This is a genomic window from Morganella morganii (assembly GCF_019243775.1).
Taxonomy (GTDB): Bacteria; Pseudomonadota; Gammaproteobacteria; order Enterobacterales; family Enterobacteriaceae; genus Morganella; species Morganella morganii.
In genome coordinates, this window is sequence record NZ_CP069157.1 from 1,608,377 (window position 1) to 1,624,464 (window position 16,088).

17 protein-coding genes are annotated in these 16,088 nt (G+C 51.6%); 10 read left to right on the forward strand and 7 right to left on the reverse strand.

The genetic code is table 11. The annotated features are described in order from the left end of the window. Positions 1-17: 17 nt before the first annotated feature. From arnA to sodC, 9 genes are all read left to right on the forward strand, one after another. Complete coding sequence (gene arnA / locus JL661_RS07730) at positions 18-2,003, forward strand: bifunctional UDP-4-amino-4-deoxy-L-arabinose formyltransferase/UDP-glucuronic acid oxidase ArnA (protein WP_036417347.1); 1,986 nt, start codon at positions 18-20, stop codon at positions 2,001-2,003. Next, positions 2,003-2,896 carry a 4-deoxy-4-formamido-L-arabinose-phosphoundecaprenol deformylase gene (gene arnD, locus JL661_RS07735; RefSeq protein WP_062771513.1) on the forward strand — a complete coding sequence of 298 codons (894 nt, stop codon included), beginning with the start codon at positions 2,003-2,005 and terminating at the stop codon, positions 2,894-2,896. The genes arnA and arnD overlap by 1 nt, the downstream gene beginning before the upstream one ends. Before the next feature lie 6 nt (positions 2,897-2,902). Beyond that, positions 2,903-4,564, forward strand: coding sequence for a lipid IV(A) 4-amino-4-deoxy-L-arabinosyltransferase (gene arnT / locus JL661_RS07740; RefSeq protein ID WP_218481046.1), 1,662 nt, complete (start codon positions 2,903-2,905; stop codon positions 4,562-4,564). Between the two features lie 6 nt (positions 4,565-4,570). Beyond that, complete coding sequence (arnE, locus tag JL661_RS07745; RefSeq protein ID WP_046893562.1) at positions 4,571-4,921, forward strand: 4-amino-4-deoxy-L-arabinose-phosphoundecaprenol flippase subunit ArnE; 351 nt, start codon at positions 4,571-4,573, stop codon at positions 4,919-4,921. Further along, positions 4,918-5,313, forward strand: a complete 396-nt coding sequence (gene arnF, locus JL661_RS07750) for a 4-amino-4-deoxy-L-arabinose-phosphoundecaprenol flippase subunit ArnF (RefSeq protein ID WP_170950674.1) — start codon at positions 4,918-4,920, stop codon at positions 5,311-5,313. Before arnE ends, arnF begins: the two co-directional genes overlap by 4 nt. A gap of 194 nt (positions 5,314-5,507) precedes the next feature. Beyond that, positions 5,508-7,205, forward strand: a complete 1,698-nt coding sequence (gene arnT, locus JL661_RS07755; RefSeq protein WP_004235390.1) for a lipid IV(A) 4-amino-4-deoxy-L-arabinosyltransferase — start codon at positions 5,508-5,510, stop codon at positions 7,203-7,205. Between the two features lie 91 nt (positions 7,206-7,296). Beyond that, positions 7,297-7,782 (forward strand): C40 family peptidase, encoded by a 486-nt coding sequence (locus JL661_RS07760; RefSeq protein ID WP_004235392.1) that lies wholly within the window; start codon positions 7,297-7,299, stop codon positions 7,780-7,782. A gap of 56 nt (positions 7,783-7,838) precedes the next feature. Continuing rightward, a complete protein-coding gene (gene lplA / locus JL661_RS07765; protein WP_062771515.1) occupies positions 7,839-8,855 on the forward strand; it encodes a lipoate--protein ligase in 1,017 nt (338 codons plus the stop codon). Positions 8,856-8,930: 75 nt separating this feature from the next. Continuing rightward, positions 8,931-9,458, forward strand: a complete 528-nt coding sequence (sodC, locus tag JL661_RS07770; RefSeq protein ID WP_004235395.1) for a superoxide dismutase family protein — start codon at positions 8,931-8,933, stop codon at positions 9,456-9,458. A 52-nt stretch (positions 9,459-9,510) separates the two neighbouring features. On the opposite strand, the gene JL661_RS07775 is transcribed toward sodC, so the two are convergent. Then, positions 9,511-9,879, reverse strand: a complete 369-nt coding sequence (locus tag JL661_RS07775) for a helix-turn-helix domain-containing protein (protein WP_004235398.1) — start codon at positions 9,877-9,879, stop codon at positions 9,511-9,513. Positions 9,880-10,184: 305 nt separating this feature from the next. Between JL661_RS07775 and JL661_RS07780 the strand changes: the two genes are divergently transcribed. After that, positions 10,185-10,748, forward strand: a complete 564-nt coding sequence (locus tag JL661_RS07780) for a hypothetical protein (RefSeq protein WP_247718689.1) — start codon at positions 10,185-10,187, stop codon at positions 10,746-10,748. On the opposite strand, the gene JL661_RS07785 is transcribed toward JL661_RS07780, so the two are convergent. The 6 genes from JL661_RS07785 to JL661_RS07810 form a co-directional block, all read right to left on the reverse strand. Then, a complete protein-coding gene (locus tag JL661_RS07785; RefSeq protein ID WP_062771517.1) occupies positions 10,745-11,545 on the reverse strand; it encodes a heme ABC transporter ATP-binding protein in 801 nt (266 codons plus the stop codon). The two genes, JL661_RS07780 and JL661_RS07785, sit on opposite strands and share 4 nt — an antisense overlap. A gap of 1 nt (position 11,546) precedes the next feature. Next, the gene (locus tag JL661_RS07790; RefSeq protein WP_046024513.1) at positions 11,547-12,539 is read right to left on the reverse strand and encodes a FecCD family ABC transporter permease; all 993 of its coding nucleotides are present in this window, start codon (positions 12,537-12,539) and stop codon (positions 11,547-11,549) included. Continuing rightward, positions 12,536-13,366, reverse strand: coding sequence for a heme/hemin ABC transporter substrate-binding protein (locus JL661_RS07795; RefSeq protein WP_004239996.1), 831 nt, complete (start codon positions 13,364-13,366; stop codon positions 12,536-12,538). Before JL661_RS07795 ends, JL661_RS07790 begins: the two co-directional genes overlap by 4 nt. Beyond that, on the reverse strand, positions 13,363-14,430 hold the full coding sequence (locus JL661_RS07800) for a hemin-degrading factor (RefSeq protein WP_062771519.1): 1,068 nt from the start codon (positions 14,428-14,430) through the stop codon (positions 13,363-13,365). Before JL661_RS07800 ends, JL661_RS07795 begins: the two co-directional genes overlap by 4 nt. A gap of 107 nt (positions 14,431-14,537) precedes the next feature. Then, positions 14,538-14,726, reverse strand: a complete 189-nt coding sequence (gene hemP / locus JL661_RS18555) for a hemin uptake protein HemP (RefSeq protein WP_032098087.1) — start codon at positions 14,724-14,726, stop codon at positions 14,538-14,540. A 199-nt stretch (positions 14,727-14,925) separates the two neighbouring features. After that, the gene (locus tag JL661_RS07810) at positions 14,926-15,975 is read right to left on the reverse strand and encodes a 3-deoxy-7-phosphoheptulonate synthase (protein ID WP_032098088.1); all 1,050 of its coding nucleotides are present in this window, start codon (positions 15,973-15,975) and stop codon (positions 14,926-14,928) included. Between the last annotated feature and the right edge of the window lie 113 nt (positions 15,976-16,088).

Here is a 16,088-nt window from a genome sequence, read left to right on the forward strand (position 1 = left end):
CTCAGGAAAAAAAACTAATGAAAGCAATCGTATTTGCCTACCATGATATTGGTTGTGTCGGATTGAAGGCCCTGAAAAAAGCGGGCTTTGATATTCAGGCCGTCTTTACCCATACGGACGACCCGGGTGAAAACCATTTCTTCTCATCGGTGGCCCGCGTCAGCGCGGACATGGAATTGCCGGTTTATGCCCCTGAAAACGTTAACCACCCGCTGTGGGTGGATCGCATCCGTGAACTGAAACCGGATGTTATTTTCTCTTTCTACTACCGCGATATGCTGAGCGAAGAAATTCTGGCGCTGGCACCGAAAGGCGCATTTAACCTGCACGGTTCTCTGCTGCCGAAATACCGCGGCCGCGCACCAATCAACTGGGCTGTGCTGAACGGTGAAACCGAAACCGGTGTTACCCTGCACAAAATGGTTGCCAAAGCCGATGCCGGCGATATTGTCGCACAGGAAAAAGTCACTATCGGTGGTGACGATACTTCCCTGATTGTTCACGGTAAAGTCCGTGAAGCCGCAGAAACACTGCTGGACAAAACTTTACCGCTGATTGAGGCCGGTACTTATAAAACCACCGCTCAGGATGAATCTCAGGCAACATACTTCGGCCGCCGTTGTGCGGAAGATGGTCTGATCGACTGGAATCAGCCGGCTGCACAGATCCACAACCTGGTCCGTGCGGTGACAGAACCGTATCCTGGTGCATTCACCTTCCTGGGTGAGCGCAAAATGATCATCTGGCGCAGCCGCGTGCTGGCCGATAACAAAGGCAAACGTCCGGGAACCGTTATTTCTGCTGAACCGCTGGTGATTGCCTGCGGAAACGGCGCGCTGGAAGTGATCAGCGGCCAGGGGGAATCCGGCCTGTATGTGCAGGGTGCCCGTCTGGCAGCGGAAATGGGTATCGTAACTGATGTCCGCGTCGGCCCGAAAGCCACTGCGCAGGTTGCCCGCCGTAAGCGTGTGCTGATCCTGGGTGTGAACGGTTTCATCGGTAACCACCTGACAGAACGTCTGCTGGAAGACGGCAACTACGATATCTATGGTATGGATATCAGCTCTTCCGCGATTGATCGTTTCATCGGTGACGAGCGTTTCCACTTTATTGAAGGCGATGTCAGCATTCACACCGAGTGGATTGAGTATCACATCAAAAAATGTGATGTCATTCTGCCGCTGGTGGCGATTGCCACACCAATCGAATACACCCGTAACCCGCTGCGCGTGTTCGAGCTGGACTTCGAAGAAAACCTGAAAATTGTCCGTTACTGCGCGAAATACAACAAACGGATCATCTTCCCGTCCACCTCTGAAGTGTACGGTATGTGTGATGATAAAGAGTTTGATGAAGATAATTCACGCCTGATTGTCGGCCCGATTAACAAACAGCGCTGGATCTACTCTGTTTCCAAACAGCTGCTTGACCGGGTTATCTGGGCATACGGTGCGAAAGAAGGTCTGAAATTCACTCTGTTCCGTCCGTTCAACTGGATGGGGCCGCGTCTGGACAGCCTGAACTCCGCGCGTATCGGCAGCTCCCGTGCTATCACTCAGCTGATCCTGAACCTGGTGGAAGGTTCGCCGATTAAACTGGTTGACGGTGGTGAGCAGAAACGCTGCTTTACTGATATCCATGACGGTATCGAAGCCCTGTTCCGCATCATTGAAAACCGTGACGGCAAGTGTGACGGCCAGATCATCAACATCGGTAACCCGGTGAACGAAGCGAGTATCCGCGAACTGGCAGAAATGCTGCTCGACTGCTTCGAGAAACATCCGCTGCGTGATAACTTCCCGCCATTTGCCGGCTTCCGTAAAATCGAAAGCAGCACTTACTACGGTAAAGGTTACCAGGACGTGGAGCACCGTAAACCAAGCATCAAAAACGCTGAGCGTTTACTGGACTGGAAACCGACTATCGATACCCGCCAGACTGTGGAAGAAACTCTCGACTTCTTCCTGCGCGGTGCGGTTGAAGAGCTGAGGAACGACGAGTAATGAAAAATGTCGGCCTGCGGGTTGACGTGGATACTTACCGCGGCACACAGGAAGGTGTGCCGCAGTTACTGAAGGTATTTGCGCAGCACGATATTAAAGCCAGTTTTTTCTTCAGCGTCGGGCCGGACAATATGGGGCGTCACTTGTGGCGCCTTTTGCGTCCTAAGTTTCTGTGGAAAATGCTGCGCTCCAATGCGGCTTCATTATACGGCCTGGATATTCTGCTGGCCGGTACAGCGTGGCCGGGTAAGAAAATAGCCCGTGACCTGGGTTACCTGATGAAACAGACGCTGGATGCCGGTCATGAAGTCGGCCTGCATGCGTGGGATCACCAGGGCTGGCAGGCGAAAATCGGCCGCTGGACACCGGCACAAATCACAGAGCAGATTCGTCTGGGTACCGATGCCTTATCACAGGCTACCGGGCAGCCGGTGCAGTGCTCTGCGGTGGCGGGCTGGCGCGCGGATGAACGGGTGATTGAAGCCAAACAGGCATTTGGTTTTGCCTACAACAGTGATTGCCGCGGAACGCATCCGTTTCGTCCGCTTCTTGCAGACGGGACTACCGGAACCGTGCAGATTCCTGTTACACTGCCGACCTATGATGAAGTGGTGGGGCCGCAGGTGGCTGATGCGGATTTCAACGACTTTATCCTCGATGCAATCAGACGGGATCAGGGCGTACCGGTCTATACTATCCACACAGAAGTGGAAGGCATGTCCAAAGCCGCACAGTTTGAGGCATTGCTGGATCGGATTAAAAACGAGGATTTCCGCTTTTGTCCGCTCAGCGAACTGCTGCCGTCTGATTTATCAACATTACCGACAGGCAAAGTGGTACGGGGTGATTTCCCCGGCCGGGAAGGGTGGCTGGGCTGCCAACAAGAGGGATAGCATTACATGCTGAATAACCGGGCGAGTAAAATCGGAGCCTTTCTGCTGGCTTTTTTTTTCGTGTTAACTTACCTTTTCCCGATCAATGATCGTCTGCTCTGGCATCCGGATGAAACCCGGTATGCGGAAATCAGCCGTGAAATGGTGACACAGGGTGACTGGGTCGTTCCCAAATTACTCGATCTGCGTTATTTTGAAAAACCTGTGGCCGGTTACTGGGTGAATAACGTCAGCCAGCTGGTCTTCGGTCATACCAATTTTGCTGTCCGTGCAGGTTCTGTCTTCAGCATCCTTATCAGCACTCTGCTGGTTTACTGGATGACCCTCCTGATGTGGCGCAACCGTCACACGGCATTTGTTGCGTCGCTGGTCTTTGTCTCCATGTTTCTGGTGTTCAGTGTCGGCACATACAGTGTGCTCGACCCGATGTTTGCCATGTGGGTGATTGCCTCGATGGCCTTCAGCTTCAGGGCACTGAAAGCCGAAAATGTGAAAACCAGAATAACCTCCTGGTGCCTGCTTGGTCTGGCCTGCGGTATGGGCTTTATGACCAAAGGCTTCCTTGCGCTGGCGATCCCGGTGGTGGCTATGCTGCCGGTGATGCTGTACCAGCGGCGTTTCCTTGAGTTACTGAAATTCGGCCCGCTGGCGGTTTTCTGCGCAGTGCTGATCAGCCTGCCGTGGGCGATTGCGGTTCATCAGCAGGAGCCGGATTACTGGCGCTATTTCATTGTGGTGGAGCACTTCCAGCGTTTCTCAGGTGAAGATGCCCAGCACGCCTCGCCGGTCTGGTACTACATCCCGGTGATCCTGCTCGGTTGCCTGCCGTGGCTGGCGTTACTGCCCGGCGCATTGTTTAAAGGCTGGAAAGAGCGGCGCAATAATCCGCCGATGTTTTTCCTGTTCTGCTGGTTTGTTGCCCCGTTCCTGCTGTTCAGTATTGCCAAAGGTAAACTGCCGACCTATATGCTGCCGCTGATGGCACCGCTGGCTGTGATGATTGCCAAATACGGCGTTGACTGTGTGCGTAAACACCGGATGAAAGCATTACAGGCGAACGGTATTCTGAACCTGACCTTTGGTGCAGTGGCGGTCGCCGGGCTGATCGTTGCCAGTTATCTGGTGAAAAAACCAATCTATCAGCCGGATGAATGGTCCAAAGTGGTACTGGGCATTGTCGCCTTTACTATCTGGGGCATAATCGGGTATCTCTGTTATCTGCTGAAAGCAAAACACTGGCTGTGGGCGGCTTCCTGCTCACTGGTGATCAGTCTGACATTCGGCAGCGCGGTGCCTGATCGTTCCGTGGATTCCAAACTGCCGCAGGCGTTTATCCGCCAGAATATGACTGATCTGGAAAAAAGTCCGTTTATTGTCAGTAACAGTGTCGGCATCGGTGCCGGGCTGGCCTGGGAACTGAAACGCGGTGATATTTATCTGCTGAATAATTCCGGTGAGCTGACTTACGGCCTGAAATATCCGGACAGCGAATACCGGTTGCTGAATGATGCGACGTTCGCTGACTGGCTGGCGGAAACCCGCAAAAAAGGGCAGGTCGCACTACTGGTAACAGATAAAAATGACACCTACGATGCCAAACTGCCGCCGGCGGACAAACGGACTGAAAACAGCCGGATGACCCTCTATATCTATGATAAACAGCCATAAGGTGTGATGGTGTTCGGGCAAATTGTTTTACTGATTATTGTCAGTTTTCTTACCTGCGGCGGCCAGATCTGCCAGAAACAGGCGGTGGATGTCTGGCAGGCGGCGCAGGAAAATGCAAAACGCAGAGGCCTGTACTGGCTGGCGCTGGCGGTGTTTCTGCTTGGCCTGGGGATGCTGCTGTGGCTGAAACTCCTGCAGGTGATGCCGCTGAATATCGCTTATCCGATGCTGAGTATCAACTTTGTGGTAGTCACCCTGGTGGCACAGTTTTTATACGGTGAGCGGGTGACCCGCAAGCACTGGTGCGGTGTGGCCGCGATTGTCACCGGCGTGATTCTGATGGGAGCGGGACACTGATGCGCGGATATCTCTGGGTGCTCGGCAGTGTGCTGTTTGTCACCGCCGCTCAGCTGCTGCTGAAACTGGGCGTGACACAATTACCCGATATTGCACTGAGCTCACAATGGCTGGATATCCGCTGGCTGTTATCTCAGTGGCAGCCGTTTGCAGTCGTTTTCGCCGGATTGGCGGGGTATGTTCTGTCAATGGTGTGCTGGCTGCTCGCGCTGCGGGATTTGCCGCTTAATAAAGCCTATCCGCTTATCAGTCTGAGCTATGTGTTTGTCTATCTGCTGGCTGCCTTTCTGCCCTGGTTTAATGAAGGTGTGTCGCTGATAAAAAGCATCGGTATTATTTTTATTCTGTTTGGTGTGCGTCTGATCCACAGCAAAGAGAAGCCGGCCGCATAGTCACGGGGCGGTTTACTGTTTTATTAAGCCGCCATTAACCGTTAAGCCTGAATTAATCCTCCCTTTTATTCTTTCTTGTATAACAAAAATATCCTGTTCTTCCGTGAATTATTCTGCAGGGCTCTGGTCTTAATGGAAGTAACAGAGATGGTTACCTTATTGTTATAAAATTGTATCCTTGTCCGGAGGTTATATTGGACGTTAACAGCCGTAAGTCCGCGTTTAATGTGGCGTATCCGTCTGCCGCAATGTGGGCTGTGTTATTTCTGTTGTTTATTGCAGTGACCTATTTTATTCCTTTGGAATTCCGTGCGTTATGGCAGCCGGATGAAACCCGCTATGCGGAAATAAGCCGGGAAATGCTGGCTGACGGCAACTGGGTGGTGCCGCATCTGCTGGATATCCGCTATTTTGAAAAACCGGTGGCGGGTTACTGGGTAAATAACATCAGTCAGATGCTGTTCGGTCACACACAATTTGCAGTGCGTTTTGGTGTCCTGTTCTCGACGATGATCAGCACATTGCTGGTTTACCGGCTGGCAATGAAAATGTGGGATGAGAAAGTCATCGCCCGTACAGCGGCCTTCCTGTATGCCAGTATGTTACTGGTGCTTGCTCTCGGAACCTACAGTACGCTGGATCCGATTCTGACCATGTGGGTCACACTGGTGATTTACCTCAGTTATGGCCTGACTACCGCACAGTCACGCCGTGCATTGCTGGGCTACTGGATCACCTTCGGGCTGGCCTGCGGCATGGCGCTGATGACAAAAGGCTTTCTGGCATTGGTGCTGCCTGTTATTGCACTGATACCGGTGCATATTTTCTACCATCGCTTTAAAACCATGCTCTGTTATTGCTGGGCGGGAATTGCGGCTGCCGGGCTTATCACGCTGCCGTGGGCGCTGGCGATATATCATGCCGAGCCCGATTTCTGGCGCTATTTTGTGATGGTTGAGCATATCCAGCGTTTTATGAGTAAAGAGGCGCAAAACCTCTCGCCGTTCTGGTTCTTTATTCCGATTCTGTTTGCCGGTGTTTTACCCTGGAGTGGTTTTTTATTCGGGGCATTAAAACAGGGCTGGCAACAGCGCCGTGAAAATAAGCCATTATTCTTCCTGTTGTGCTGGACAGTATTACCGTTCTTATTTTTCAGTATCGCCAAAGGAAAATTACTGACCTATATTCTGCCGGTTATTGCACCACTGACGATCCTGATGGCAGCGTATATCCATACTCTGATTAAGAAACAAGCCGTTTCAATCTTTAAACTGAACGCGGTGATCAATATTATTTTTGGCGGTTGCGCCGTTATTGCCCTGCTGGTAATCAATAATCTGGAAAATACCCTGGTGTATTCTGCCGCTGAGCGCGGTAAATTTATCGGCGCCATTGCGATTTTCCTGTTCTGGATTGTGGTTTCAGCGCTAACCCTGATAAAAGGGTGCCGCTACTGGATGCTCGCGGCATTTTGTACCGTGGCGATCAGTTTATCAGTCAGCTCACTGTTACCGGAGCGGACTGAACGGGCAAACTTACCGCAGATCTTTATTCAGAAGAATGCCGCATTGCTGAAAGATGCCCGTTATATTCTGGTCAATAGTGTTGGCATCGGTACATCAGCAGCATGGGAATTGCAGCGCAGTGATATTTATATGTTTGATCGCCCGGGAGAACTGAAATACGGGCTGAGTGACTTATATCCGGATACCCGGGAAAGGTTCATTTCGCATGATGATTTCGAATCCTGGCTGAAAAATGCTCGTAAAACCGGTAATGTTGCGCTGATTCTGCGTGATCGTCACGGGGTGGATGAGAACGATGTCTCACCGGCCGATGAAATGGTCACTGATGAAAACCTGACATTACTGTATTACCGGAAAATGCCTTAACATCCGGTAAAATACGGCAAATATTGACTTTCACCCGCAGATATTAATACAGTAATGCGGGTTGAAGGTCTGCCGCACCGGGGATAATACAATGAAAATCATATTCCGTTCTCTGCTTTTTATCTGCGTATTAGCCGTTGTCGGCTGTTCATCAACGCCGCGTAAATATCATGCACCGCCGATCAAAACAGAATTATCGGACCCGATTATGGTGATTGCCCAGTTGCGGGAACAATTATCGCAATGGTACGGTACGCCATATCATTACGGCGGAATGGATTTAAACGGCATTGATTGTTCCGGTTTCGTCTACCGGACATTTAATGACCGCTTCGCTATTTCTCTGCCGCGCACCACCAAAGCGCAGACAACCTACGGCACCCGGATCGATGTTGAGGATTTACAGCCCGGTGACCTGGTATTCTTTAAAACCGGCGGTGGCGAGAACGGGTTACATGTCGGCATTTATGATTCTGACCGTGCCTTTATTCATGCCTCGACCAGCAAAGGTGTGATGCGTTCCAGCCTGGATAACGTTTACTGGAAAAAAGTCTTCTGGCAGGCGCGCAGACTTTAAAATCACCGGGATAAATATGCTATCTTATCGGCAGCCTATTTTTTCCGGGGGACAACATGTCGTCACTTCGTCTTTTTATTTCTGATTCCTTTGATCCGTGGTTTAACCTTGCCGTTGAAGAGTGTATTTTCCGGCAGATGCCTGCTGACCAGCGCGTGCTGTTTTTATGGCGCAATAATGACACCGTGGTTATCGGCCGGGCACAAAACCCGTGGAAGGAATGTAATACCCGCAAAATGGAATCTGACCATATTAAATTAGCCCGGCGCAGTAGTGGCGGCGGGGCGGTATTCCACGATAAGGGAAATACGAATTTCACCTTTATGGCCGGGAAACCGGAATATGACAAAACGGTTTCCACCAATATTATTCTCAGCGGCTTATCCCGGCTCGGCATTTCGGTATCGGCATCCGGCCGTAATGATTTGGTGGTTAACTGCGAAGACGGTGAGCGGAAAATTTCCGGCTCGGCATACCGGGAAACCAAAGATCGCGGCTTCCATCACGGCACGGTATTAATTAATGCGGATTTAAGCCGTCTGGCGGATTATCTCAATCCGGATCCGAAGAAATTGCAGGCCAAAGGGATCACTTCTGTCCGCTCGCGGGTGACCAATCTGACGGAAATTATTCCCGGGATTGACCATGAGCAGGTGTGCGAAGCGATTAAAGCTGCGTTCTTCGACTATTACGGCGAAAAGGCAGAGGCGGAACTGATTTCACCGGATTCACTTCCTGATCTGCCGGGATTTGCCGAGACCTTTGCCAGACAGAGCAGCTGGGACTGGAATTTCGGCAATGCACCGGCCTTCAGCCATCTGCTGGATACCCGCTTTAAATGGGGCGGGATTGAACTGCATTTTGATGTGGAGCGCGGCATGATCAGCCGGGCGCAGATTTTTACTGACAGCCTTGACCCGGCCCCGCTGGAGCAACTGGCACAACTGCTGACCGGTCAGCGGTACAGCGCTGATGCTGTAACGGTGGTATTCACTGAGCTGATGGCCGGTTATCCGGACATGCACGATGAGCTAATTCAGTTGCGGGACTGGTTGGTGGCAGAGCTTCAGTAAAATATGCCGTTAATCTGAAAGACAATCCGGGTCGGTGCCGTAGGATAGGTGAGGAATAATAAACTGAAGGAGCATATGATGAAAAAACTCATTCCGTTGTTAATCCTGATGGGGGCATCAACCTCCCTGGCTGCAACTGAGCGCGTTACCCTGCATGAAGCGACAGAAAAAGGTGCCGGTAAGGTTATCGGCACTATTGATATTCAGGAAACGGATTATGGTTTGCTGTTTACACCGGCGCTGAATGGGTTACCGCCGGGCGTGCACGGGTTTCACATCCACGAAAATCCGTCCTGTGATGCTGCAGAGAAAGAGGGTAAACCGGTACCTGCCCTGGCCGCAGGCGGCCATTTTGACCCGGCAGGTACAAAAGTTCATGCCGGGCCATATGCTGACGGCCATTTGGGCGATTTGCCGGCACTGTATGTGACTGATGACGGGAAAGCGACCACGCAGGTGCTGGCACCACGCCTTAAAAAACTCAGAGAGATCAAAGGGCATGCCATTATGGTTCATGCGGGCGGTGACAATCATTCAGATTCACCGGCACCATTAGGTGGTGGCGGCGCTCGGATTGCCTGCGGCGTGATAGCAGCAGAATAAAAAATATCCCCGTTTGGCCGGTTGCGGCAGGCGGGGATATTTTTTCAGCTGTTTAGTGTGAACCGCACTCCATAAAACAGCGCGGTTCCGGCAACTGACCGTGATCACGGAATTTTGCCGGTGTGGTATTGAAATGTTTTTTAAAGATGCGGGTAAAGGTTGCCTGTGAGCTGAAGCCATACTGCAACGCGATATCCAGAATAGACATATCGTTATCGCGCAGAGATTTAGCTGCTTCCAGCAGGCGGCGCTTACGGACATACTCACCTAATGTGCATCCCTTGATATCTTTGAAAATACGCTGGAGATGCCATTTTGAATAACCGCTCTTATCCGCAATAGTATCAATCTTGATCCCTTCATTGCGCTGTAACTGGGTTTCCAGCCATTTGATAATATCGTTCACTACACTTTCTGACATGTTCACCTCCCAAAATCGGGCTTACAATCTATAAATTTTAATAGTCACATATGTTATTAACCATATTTTATGAATTTTCCAAGAATTGTGTAGGCAAATCGTGCCTTTCATGATTGAGAATCATTATCAGACCAATAGATGAAACCAATTGTTTTATTACCAGCATATAGCACCATATGTCACCAATTATAGTTTCAATATCGATAGAATCTTCCGACGATAAATATAATTCAGGATGGTTATGTCACAGCAATTTCGGTTTCTTTTTGGGGCAATGGGACGTTTTTTTTATGCTGGCACTGATTATGGCTGCCAGTACAGGTCTGTTGTTTGTTGATATTCTGGTTCTTAAGAATGATTTGGGTGAAGACTCGGTGACAGAAATTGTTGCTGAGGTGATGCTGCTGGCAGTGATTGTGCTGTTTTTCCGCAAAGGGCTGCGGGAGCCGGAGGACAGGGCGGGCTTTTTTCTGATAGCCGGATTTTTTGCCAGTATGCTGATCCGGGAATTGGATCAGATTTTTGACTATATTTCCCACGGGGCATGGTTCTGGTTTGCTGTTCCGGTTTCACTGATTGCGATTATCTATGCTTTTCTGCATCCGCGCACGGCGGTTAACGGGCTGTACCGTTTTGTCTCTCATCCGGCATACGGCATGATGGTTACCGGTTTGCTGGTGGTGCTGGTTTTTTCCCGCCTGTTCGGTATGGGAATTTTATGGCGCGGTATGATGGGTGATGATTTTAACCGGCTGGCAAAAAACCTGGCCGAAGAAGGCTGTGAATTACTCGGCTACACCTTATGTCTGCTTTCGGCAATCATGTTTTGCCGCAAACAACGGGTTACGGCAAAACCTGATCAACATTAAGGTGCAAGTAACACAGATGTATTGCCGGTAAGCGGATGGCGGAGCGTTATCAGGTCTGCCTGATAAGTTTCCGCCAGTACCGTTTTTTGCAGCACCCCGGCCGGTGTTCCCTGACGGACAATGCGGCCGTTATTCAGCATTATGACGTGATCAGCATATAAAGAGGCCAGATTCAGGTCATGCAGAATGCAGAAGACCGCCAGGGAGGTTGCACTTACACGCTGTTTCAGCATCCGCATCAGGTGTTGCTGGTGATGAAGATCCAGTGCTGCAGTCGGTTCATCCAGTAATAACAGACGGGGGAGAGGCAGCGGACAGCTTAGTTGCATCAGCGCGCGCGCCAGATGAACCCGCTGTTGTTCACCTCCGGAAAGCTGATACCAGCGTTTCTCCAGCAGTGGTTCACAGGCCGTCAGGTGTATCACTTCATCTGTGGTTGCCTGTTGTGTGTATTCCCGGTGCAAATCCCCCAATGCAATAATATCTCTGACCCGGTAGGGGGCAGAGATAACACTTTGTTGTGTCATGACCGCCCTGATTTGTGCCAGTGCACCGGCAGACCAGGACGCCATTGGTTTTCCGCGCAGCATGATCTGACCGCTGTCACAGCGATAATAGCCGCTGAGTAAACGAAGAAAAGTTGATTTACCTGCGCCGTTCGGGCCGGTAACCGCAGTGATGGTTCCGCAGTGCAAAGTCAGGGAGATATCACTGACTACCGGCTGTCCGTGACGGGAAAAACTGACATTCTCTGCAACCAGCACCGGTGGCGGATTATTGACGGTTATACGGGGCATATCATTCCTTCACAGAGAAAATCAGCCAGAGAAAATAGGGTGCACCAAGTAATCCGGTCAGTAATCCGACCGGGATTTCTGCTGGTACCACCAGTGTGCGGGCGAGTGTATCGGAGAGCAGTAACAGCAGTGCACCGGCAAGGGCTGATGTCACCAGCAGAAGCCGGTGGTGCCAGCCGAAAATCATACGCATCAGGTGCGGGATAACCAGGCCGATAAAACCGATAATCCCGCTCAGTGCCACGGCAATCCCGGTGAGCAGGGCACTGATCAGCAGGACACACTGTTGTGTCCGGCGGACATTCACTCCGGCATAATGCGCTTCTTCTTCTCCCAGCTGAATCATATCCAGCGGACGTGCCAGTCTGAATGCGGCATAAAACACAGGGAGTGCCAGTACGATAGCAGGCAGAAGCAGAGTCCAGCTGATGTGCCCGGTGCTGCCCATCATCCACAGTGAAAACTGACGTAATTCTTTATCATCACTCAGATAATTGAGCACGCCGACAAAGGACATACTGATTGCGTTAACGGCAATACCGCACAGTAACAGACGCAGCAAAGGCTGACGGCGGCGGTTGAGCAGAAAAATCAGTCCGCTGATACAAAGTGCACCGCTGAAGGCAGTAATAATATGCAGATACAGTGTGACCGCACCATTCAGATAAGGCGCGATAAAGACAATCCCCAGTGCCACCGCAACGGCTGCGCCGCTGCTGATCCCGAGCAAACCGGGGTCTGCCAGCGGGTTGCGGAATAATCCCTGTAATAATACTCCGGCGGTGGCCAGTGCCATGCCCACCAGAACTGTCAGAACAATCCGCGGCAGACGGACAGATAACCAGATCTGCCAGAGTTGCGGGGTTACTTCACCCCGCAGGAATGCGCTGACAGAAACCGGCAGTCCGCCGGTATTCATGGCCGTCAATATCATGATCACCAACAGAAAACAGAGGCACAGGCGGCGCAGATGAAAGGCGGGCGGATTATTCATAACACGGCTGCTGCCTCCATCGCTTCACGTAACTGATGCAGTGTATCCGGGGTTTGTAACCCGAAGCCGAGAAACCCCATATCATCAGCCACCAATACCCGCTTATGTTTTCCGGCAGGTGTCTGAGCCAGCCCCGGTAACTGCCAGAGATTGCCGGTGCTGCCGAGAGAAGCCAGACCGCTGCGGGTGATCACCACTAAATCGGGCTGAGCGGCAATCATTCCTTCTGCTGACAGCGGGCGATAACGGCGGAAAGAAGCGGCTGCGTTTCTTCCGCCTGCACTGCGGATAAGGCTGTCTGCCGCCGTATCTGTACCGGCTGCCATCGGAGCAGTACCGGCGTGGCTGAGCAGAAACAGTACATTCACCGGCAGTGGTGTCTGCGGTACAGCATCCAGTTTCCGGTTAATGTCAGCGACCAGTACAGCGGCGGCTGACTGTAAGGCCAGAGCCTCCGCAATCTGACGGACTTTCGCGGTAATAGCCGGTAGTTCTGCCGCAGCACTGACAGTGACGACAGGGATACCCGCCGCGCTGATCTGCGATAAAACGGCAGAAGGATAAGCCAGTTCACTGGCGAGGATCAGTGAAGGCTGAAGCGACAGCAGACCTTCCGCATTCAGAAGCCGCAGATAGCCGACATCCGGCAACTGAGTGACCTGCGGCGGATGCTCGCTGGTGGTATCACGGGCAATTACCCTGTCACCGGCACCGAGTGCAAAAACAATCTCCGTGACATCACCGCCAAGGGTAATAATGCTGCCCTGCATACTGCGTGCAGGTGGAAAAAAACAGAGCAGCAGTAGCAGGAGGACATATTTTTTCATGCCGCCGCCTCACCGCTGCAGTCTGTCAGCAGGGCATTAATCTGACTGCGCCAGATCGTTTGTTCCGGTTCACCCTCGGTGCGCTGTCCGAACAGCTGGGCGATAGCCTGACCGTTTTTATCAAATAATTCCAGGCTGGTGACAATACCGTCTTTGGTGGGTTTGCGGGTAATCCAGGATTCCGCAACAGCCGATTCGATCAGATGGAGAGTGAACGACGGATTGAAAATATTGATCCAGTGCTGTCCGTCGCGGGGGCTGATATAAGGTTCAACCCGGCCAATGGCGCCGGTAAAAATCTGTACACAGCCCCGGTTGGCGACAAAGATCATAATGTCATTCTGTTCTTCCGTACACTGAGTGAGCAGGCGTGATAACGCGCTGTTATCCACCCGCTGTGCCAGGGTGTTATCCACACAACGGAATGCCTGCAAGCGACTGATATTAAATCTTTTTAACAGAACAAAAAATTGGTGAACATCCGTCATTTGCTGCCAGTGACGGGTAAATTCAGCCTGCTGCTCCGGTGTCAGTGATGTGCAGGCCGGGATGACAGCCGGTTCCGGAACAACCGGCGGGTTATCATACGCGGCGAACTGTGCTGTCAGGTGATGCCAGACCCCCATATCGGTATCAGCAGTGGTATAAATTTTGTGGACAGCATCCCCGCGGCGATCAAAAAACTGAAGGCTGTGGCGCAGGCCGCGCGAGGTATTTTCCGCGAAGGCAAATACCGTCTGCCACTGAGACAGGAAAAAGCGTAAATCCAGCCCGTACGGGTTCAGCAGCAGGCAGGCGTGTTCCCCGAATTCAGCATTATCATAGGTGCCGGTATGTTCATGTACCGCGTGGTCATTGCGGGTGATGCTTTTCAGCTCCCCGGCGGTGCCCAGCATCCGGAAAATGGCGGGGATATCCCGGGTGAGGCGGCAGGCGTCATAACCGGCCCGGCAGTGTGCCAGTTCTGCCTCGGATATGCCCATCTCAGCGGCGATATCACGGGCGTGGATAAGATGTCCCTGTTCTTTCAGGGCAAGGTAACGGGAGAGTGTTTCACTGTGCATAGCAGATCCTTACTTTTTCGTGATCTGCACCAAACCGGCGCAGACCGGATAACCGGTATTAAAAAGTAAGCTGGCTGCCTTAAGGAAACAGGTGGCTGGCCTGTGTGTTATTTGGTCAGAATAAGTTTTCCGTTTTTAGTCCTGCGCAGGTGATATTCCTCATTCTGATGGCGGATAATAATCCGCTGCTGCGGCCCCAGGAGTGCTTCACTGCTGATAACCGTGATTTTATCTGTTGCTGTATTTTTATATCCGGTAAGTACGGATATCACAGAATTCTGATTATTTTCAGTCATATAATTTTATTTGATATCAATTCGCATTCGCAAATTATTATCAGCAGCTGACGAGAGTGGTTCAAGTGATTTTTTCCGAGAGAGGGAATTTACACGGAAAAAGTGAGCGGCATCTCAACTATATGGGGAAGGAATGATAACTGCGGGTGATGAATAAACAGGATGCGGGTGCATCCTGTTTCGTAACAAGGGAATAGTTTCAGCTGAAACGGGCATCCGCCGCATCAGCCAGAATATCCAGCATGGTGACGGTATCTGCCCAGCTCAGGCACGGATCGGTAATTGACTGCCCGTAAACCGGCGCTTTGTGATTCACCAGTTTTTGTGTGCCTTCCTGAATAAAGCTTTCGGCCATAACACCGGCGATAGCCCGCGAGCCGTCTTTAATCTGCTGTGCGACATCTTTGGCGACATCCAGCTGACGGCGGTGGATTTTCTGACAGTTGCCGTGGCTGAAATCAATCACCAGATGTTCCGGCAGATCAAACTGGCGCAGTTGATCACAGGCGTGAGCAATATCACCGGCAGCATAGTTCGGTGTCTTACCGCCGCGCATAATAATGTGCCCGAACGGATTGCCTTTGGTCTGATAAATCGTCATCTGCCCGTCTTTATCCGGTGACAGGAACATATGACCGGCCTGTGCGGCGCGGATGGCATCAATCGCAATTTTGATATTGCCGTCAGTACCGTTTTTGAAGCCGACCGGGCAGGAGAGTGCGGAGGCCATTTCGCGGTGGATCTGGCTTTCCGTGGTCCGGGCACCGATAGCCCCCCAGCTGATAAGATCCGCAATATACTGCCCCGTGACCATATCGAGAAACTCGGTGGCTGTCGGGACATTCAGTGCATTAACGTCGATCAGCAGTTTGCGCGCCAGCCGGATACCTTCATTGACCTGACAGGAGTTATCCAGACGCGGATCTGAAATCAGTCCTTTCCAGCCGACCACGGTACGCGGCTTTTCAAAATAGGTGCGCATCACAATTTCAAGGCGTGAGCTGTATTTCGGCAGCAGTTCGCTCAGGCGCTGTGCGTAATCCAGCGCGGCGATCGGGTCATGCACGGAGCAGGGGCCGACAATCACCAGCAGACGCGGATCATCGCCGGTTAAAATACGTTCAATGCGGGTTCGTGATGTGGTGACATTCTTATTAATTGCTTCTGTGGCCGGAAACTCACCGGCCAGCGCAGACGGGGTGATCAGTTTGTCTATCGCCCGTGTGCGCAGTTCATCCGTTTTTTCCATAGATTAGTGCTGTCTCTGAATTCGGTCAGTTGCTGTGTTAAACCACAGTGATACCGATCACAATAAACGAAAACGTGATGATTACAAGATACAATTGCAGAAAGTGGATCACC

What these genes read in the sequence shown, in the direction of transcription:
- arnD (WP_062771513.1), top strand. Translation starts at nt 2,003, where the DNA reads ATGAAAAATGTCGGCCTGCGGGTTGACGTGGATACTTACCGCGGCACA.
- sodC (WP_004235395.1), top strand. Translation starts at nt 8,931, where the DNA reads ATGATGAAAAAACTCATTCCGTTGTTAATCCTGATGGGGGCATCAACC.
- JL661_RS07810 (WP_032098088.1), bottom strand. Translation starts at nt 15,975, where the DNA reads ATGGAAAAAACGGATGAACTGCGCACACGGGCGATAGACAAACTGATC.
- JL661_RS07795 (WP_004239996.1), bottom strand. Translation starts at nt 13,366, where the DNA reads ATGAAAAAATATGTCCTCCTGCTACTGCTGCTCTGTTTTTTTCCACCT.
- hemP (WP_032098087.1), bottom strand. Translation starts at nt 14,726, where the DNA reads ATGACTGAAAATAATCAGAATTCTGTGATATCCGTACTTACCGGATAT.
- JL661_RS07790 (WP_046024513.1), bottom strand. Translation starts at nt 12,539, where the DNA reads ATGAATAATCCGCCCGCCTTTCATCTGCGCCGCCTGTGCCTCTGTTTT.
- JL661_RS07775 (WP_004235398.1), bottom strand. Translation starts at nt 9,879, where the DNA reads ATGTCAGAAAGTGTAGTGAACGATATTATCAAATGGCTGGAAACCCAG.
- arnE (WP_046893562.1), top strand. Translation starts at nt 4,571, where the DNA reads ATGGTGTTCGGGCAAATTGTTTTACTGATTATTGTCAGTTTTCTTACC.
- JL661_RS07800 (WP_062771519.1), bottom strand. Translation starts at nt 14,430, where the DNA reads ATGCACAGTGAAACACTCTCCCGTTACCTTGCCCTGAAAGAACAGGGA.
- JL661_RS07780 (WP_247718689.1), top strand. Translation starts at nt 10,185, where the DNA reads ATGGCTGCCAGTACAGGTCTGTTGTTTGTTGATATTCTGGTTCTTAAG.
- arnT (WP_218481046.1), top strand. Translation starts at nt 2,903, where the DNA reads ATGCTGAATAACCGGGCGAGTAAAATCGGAGCCTTTCTGCTGGCTTTT.
- JL661_RS07760 (WP_004235392.1), top strand. Translation starts at nt 7,297, where the DNA reads ATGAAAATCATATTCCGTTCTCTGCTTTTTATCTGCGTATTAGCCGTT.
- arnA (WP_036417347.1), top strand. Translation starts at nt 18, where the DNA reads ATGAAAGCAATCGTATTTGCCTACCATGATATTGGTTGTGTCGGATTG.
- JL661_RS07785 (WP_062771517.1), bottom strand. Translation starts at nt 11,545, where the DNA reads ATGCCCCGTATAACCGTCAATAATCCGCCACCGGTGCTGGTTGCAGAG.
- lplA (WP_062771515.1), top strand. Translation starts at nt 7,839, where the DNA reads ATGTCGTCACTTCGTCTTTTTATTTCTGATTCCTTTGATCCGTGGTTT.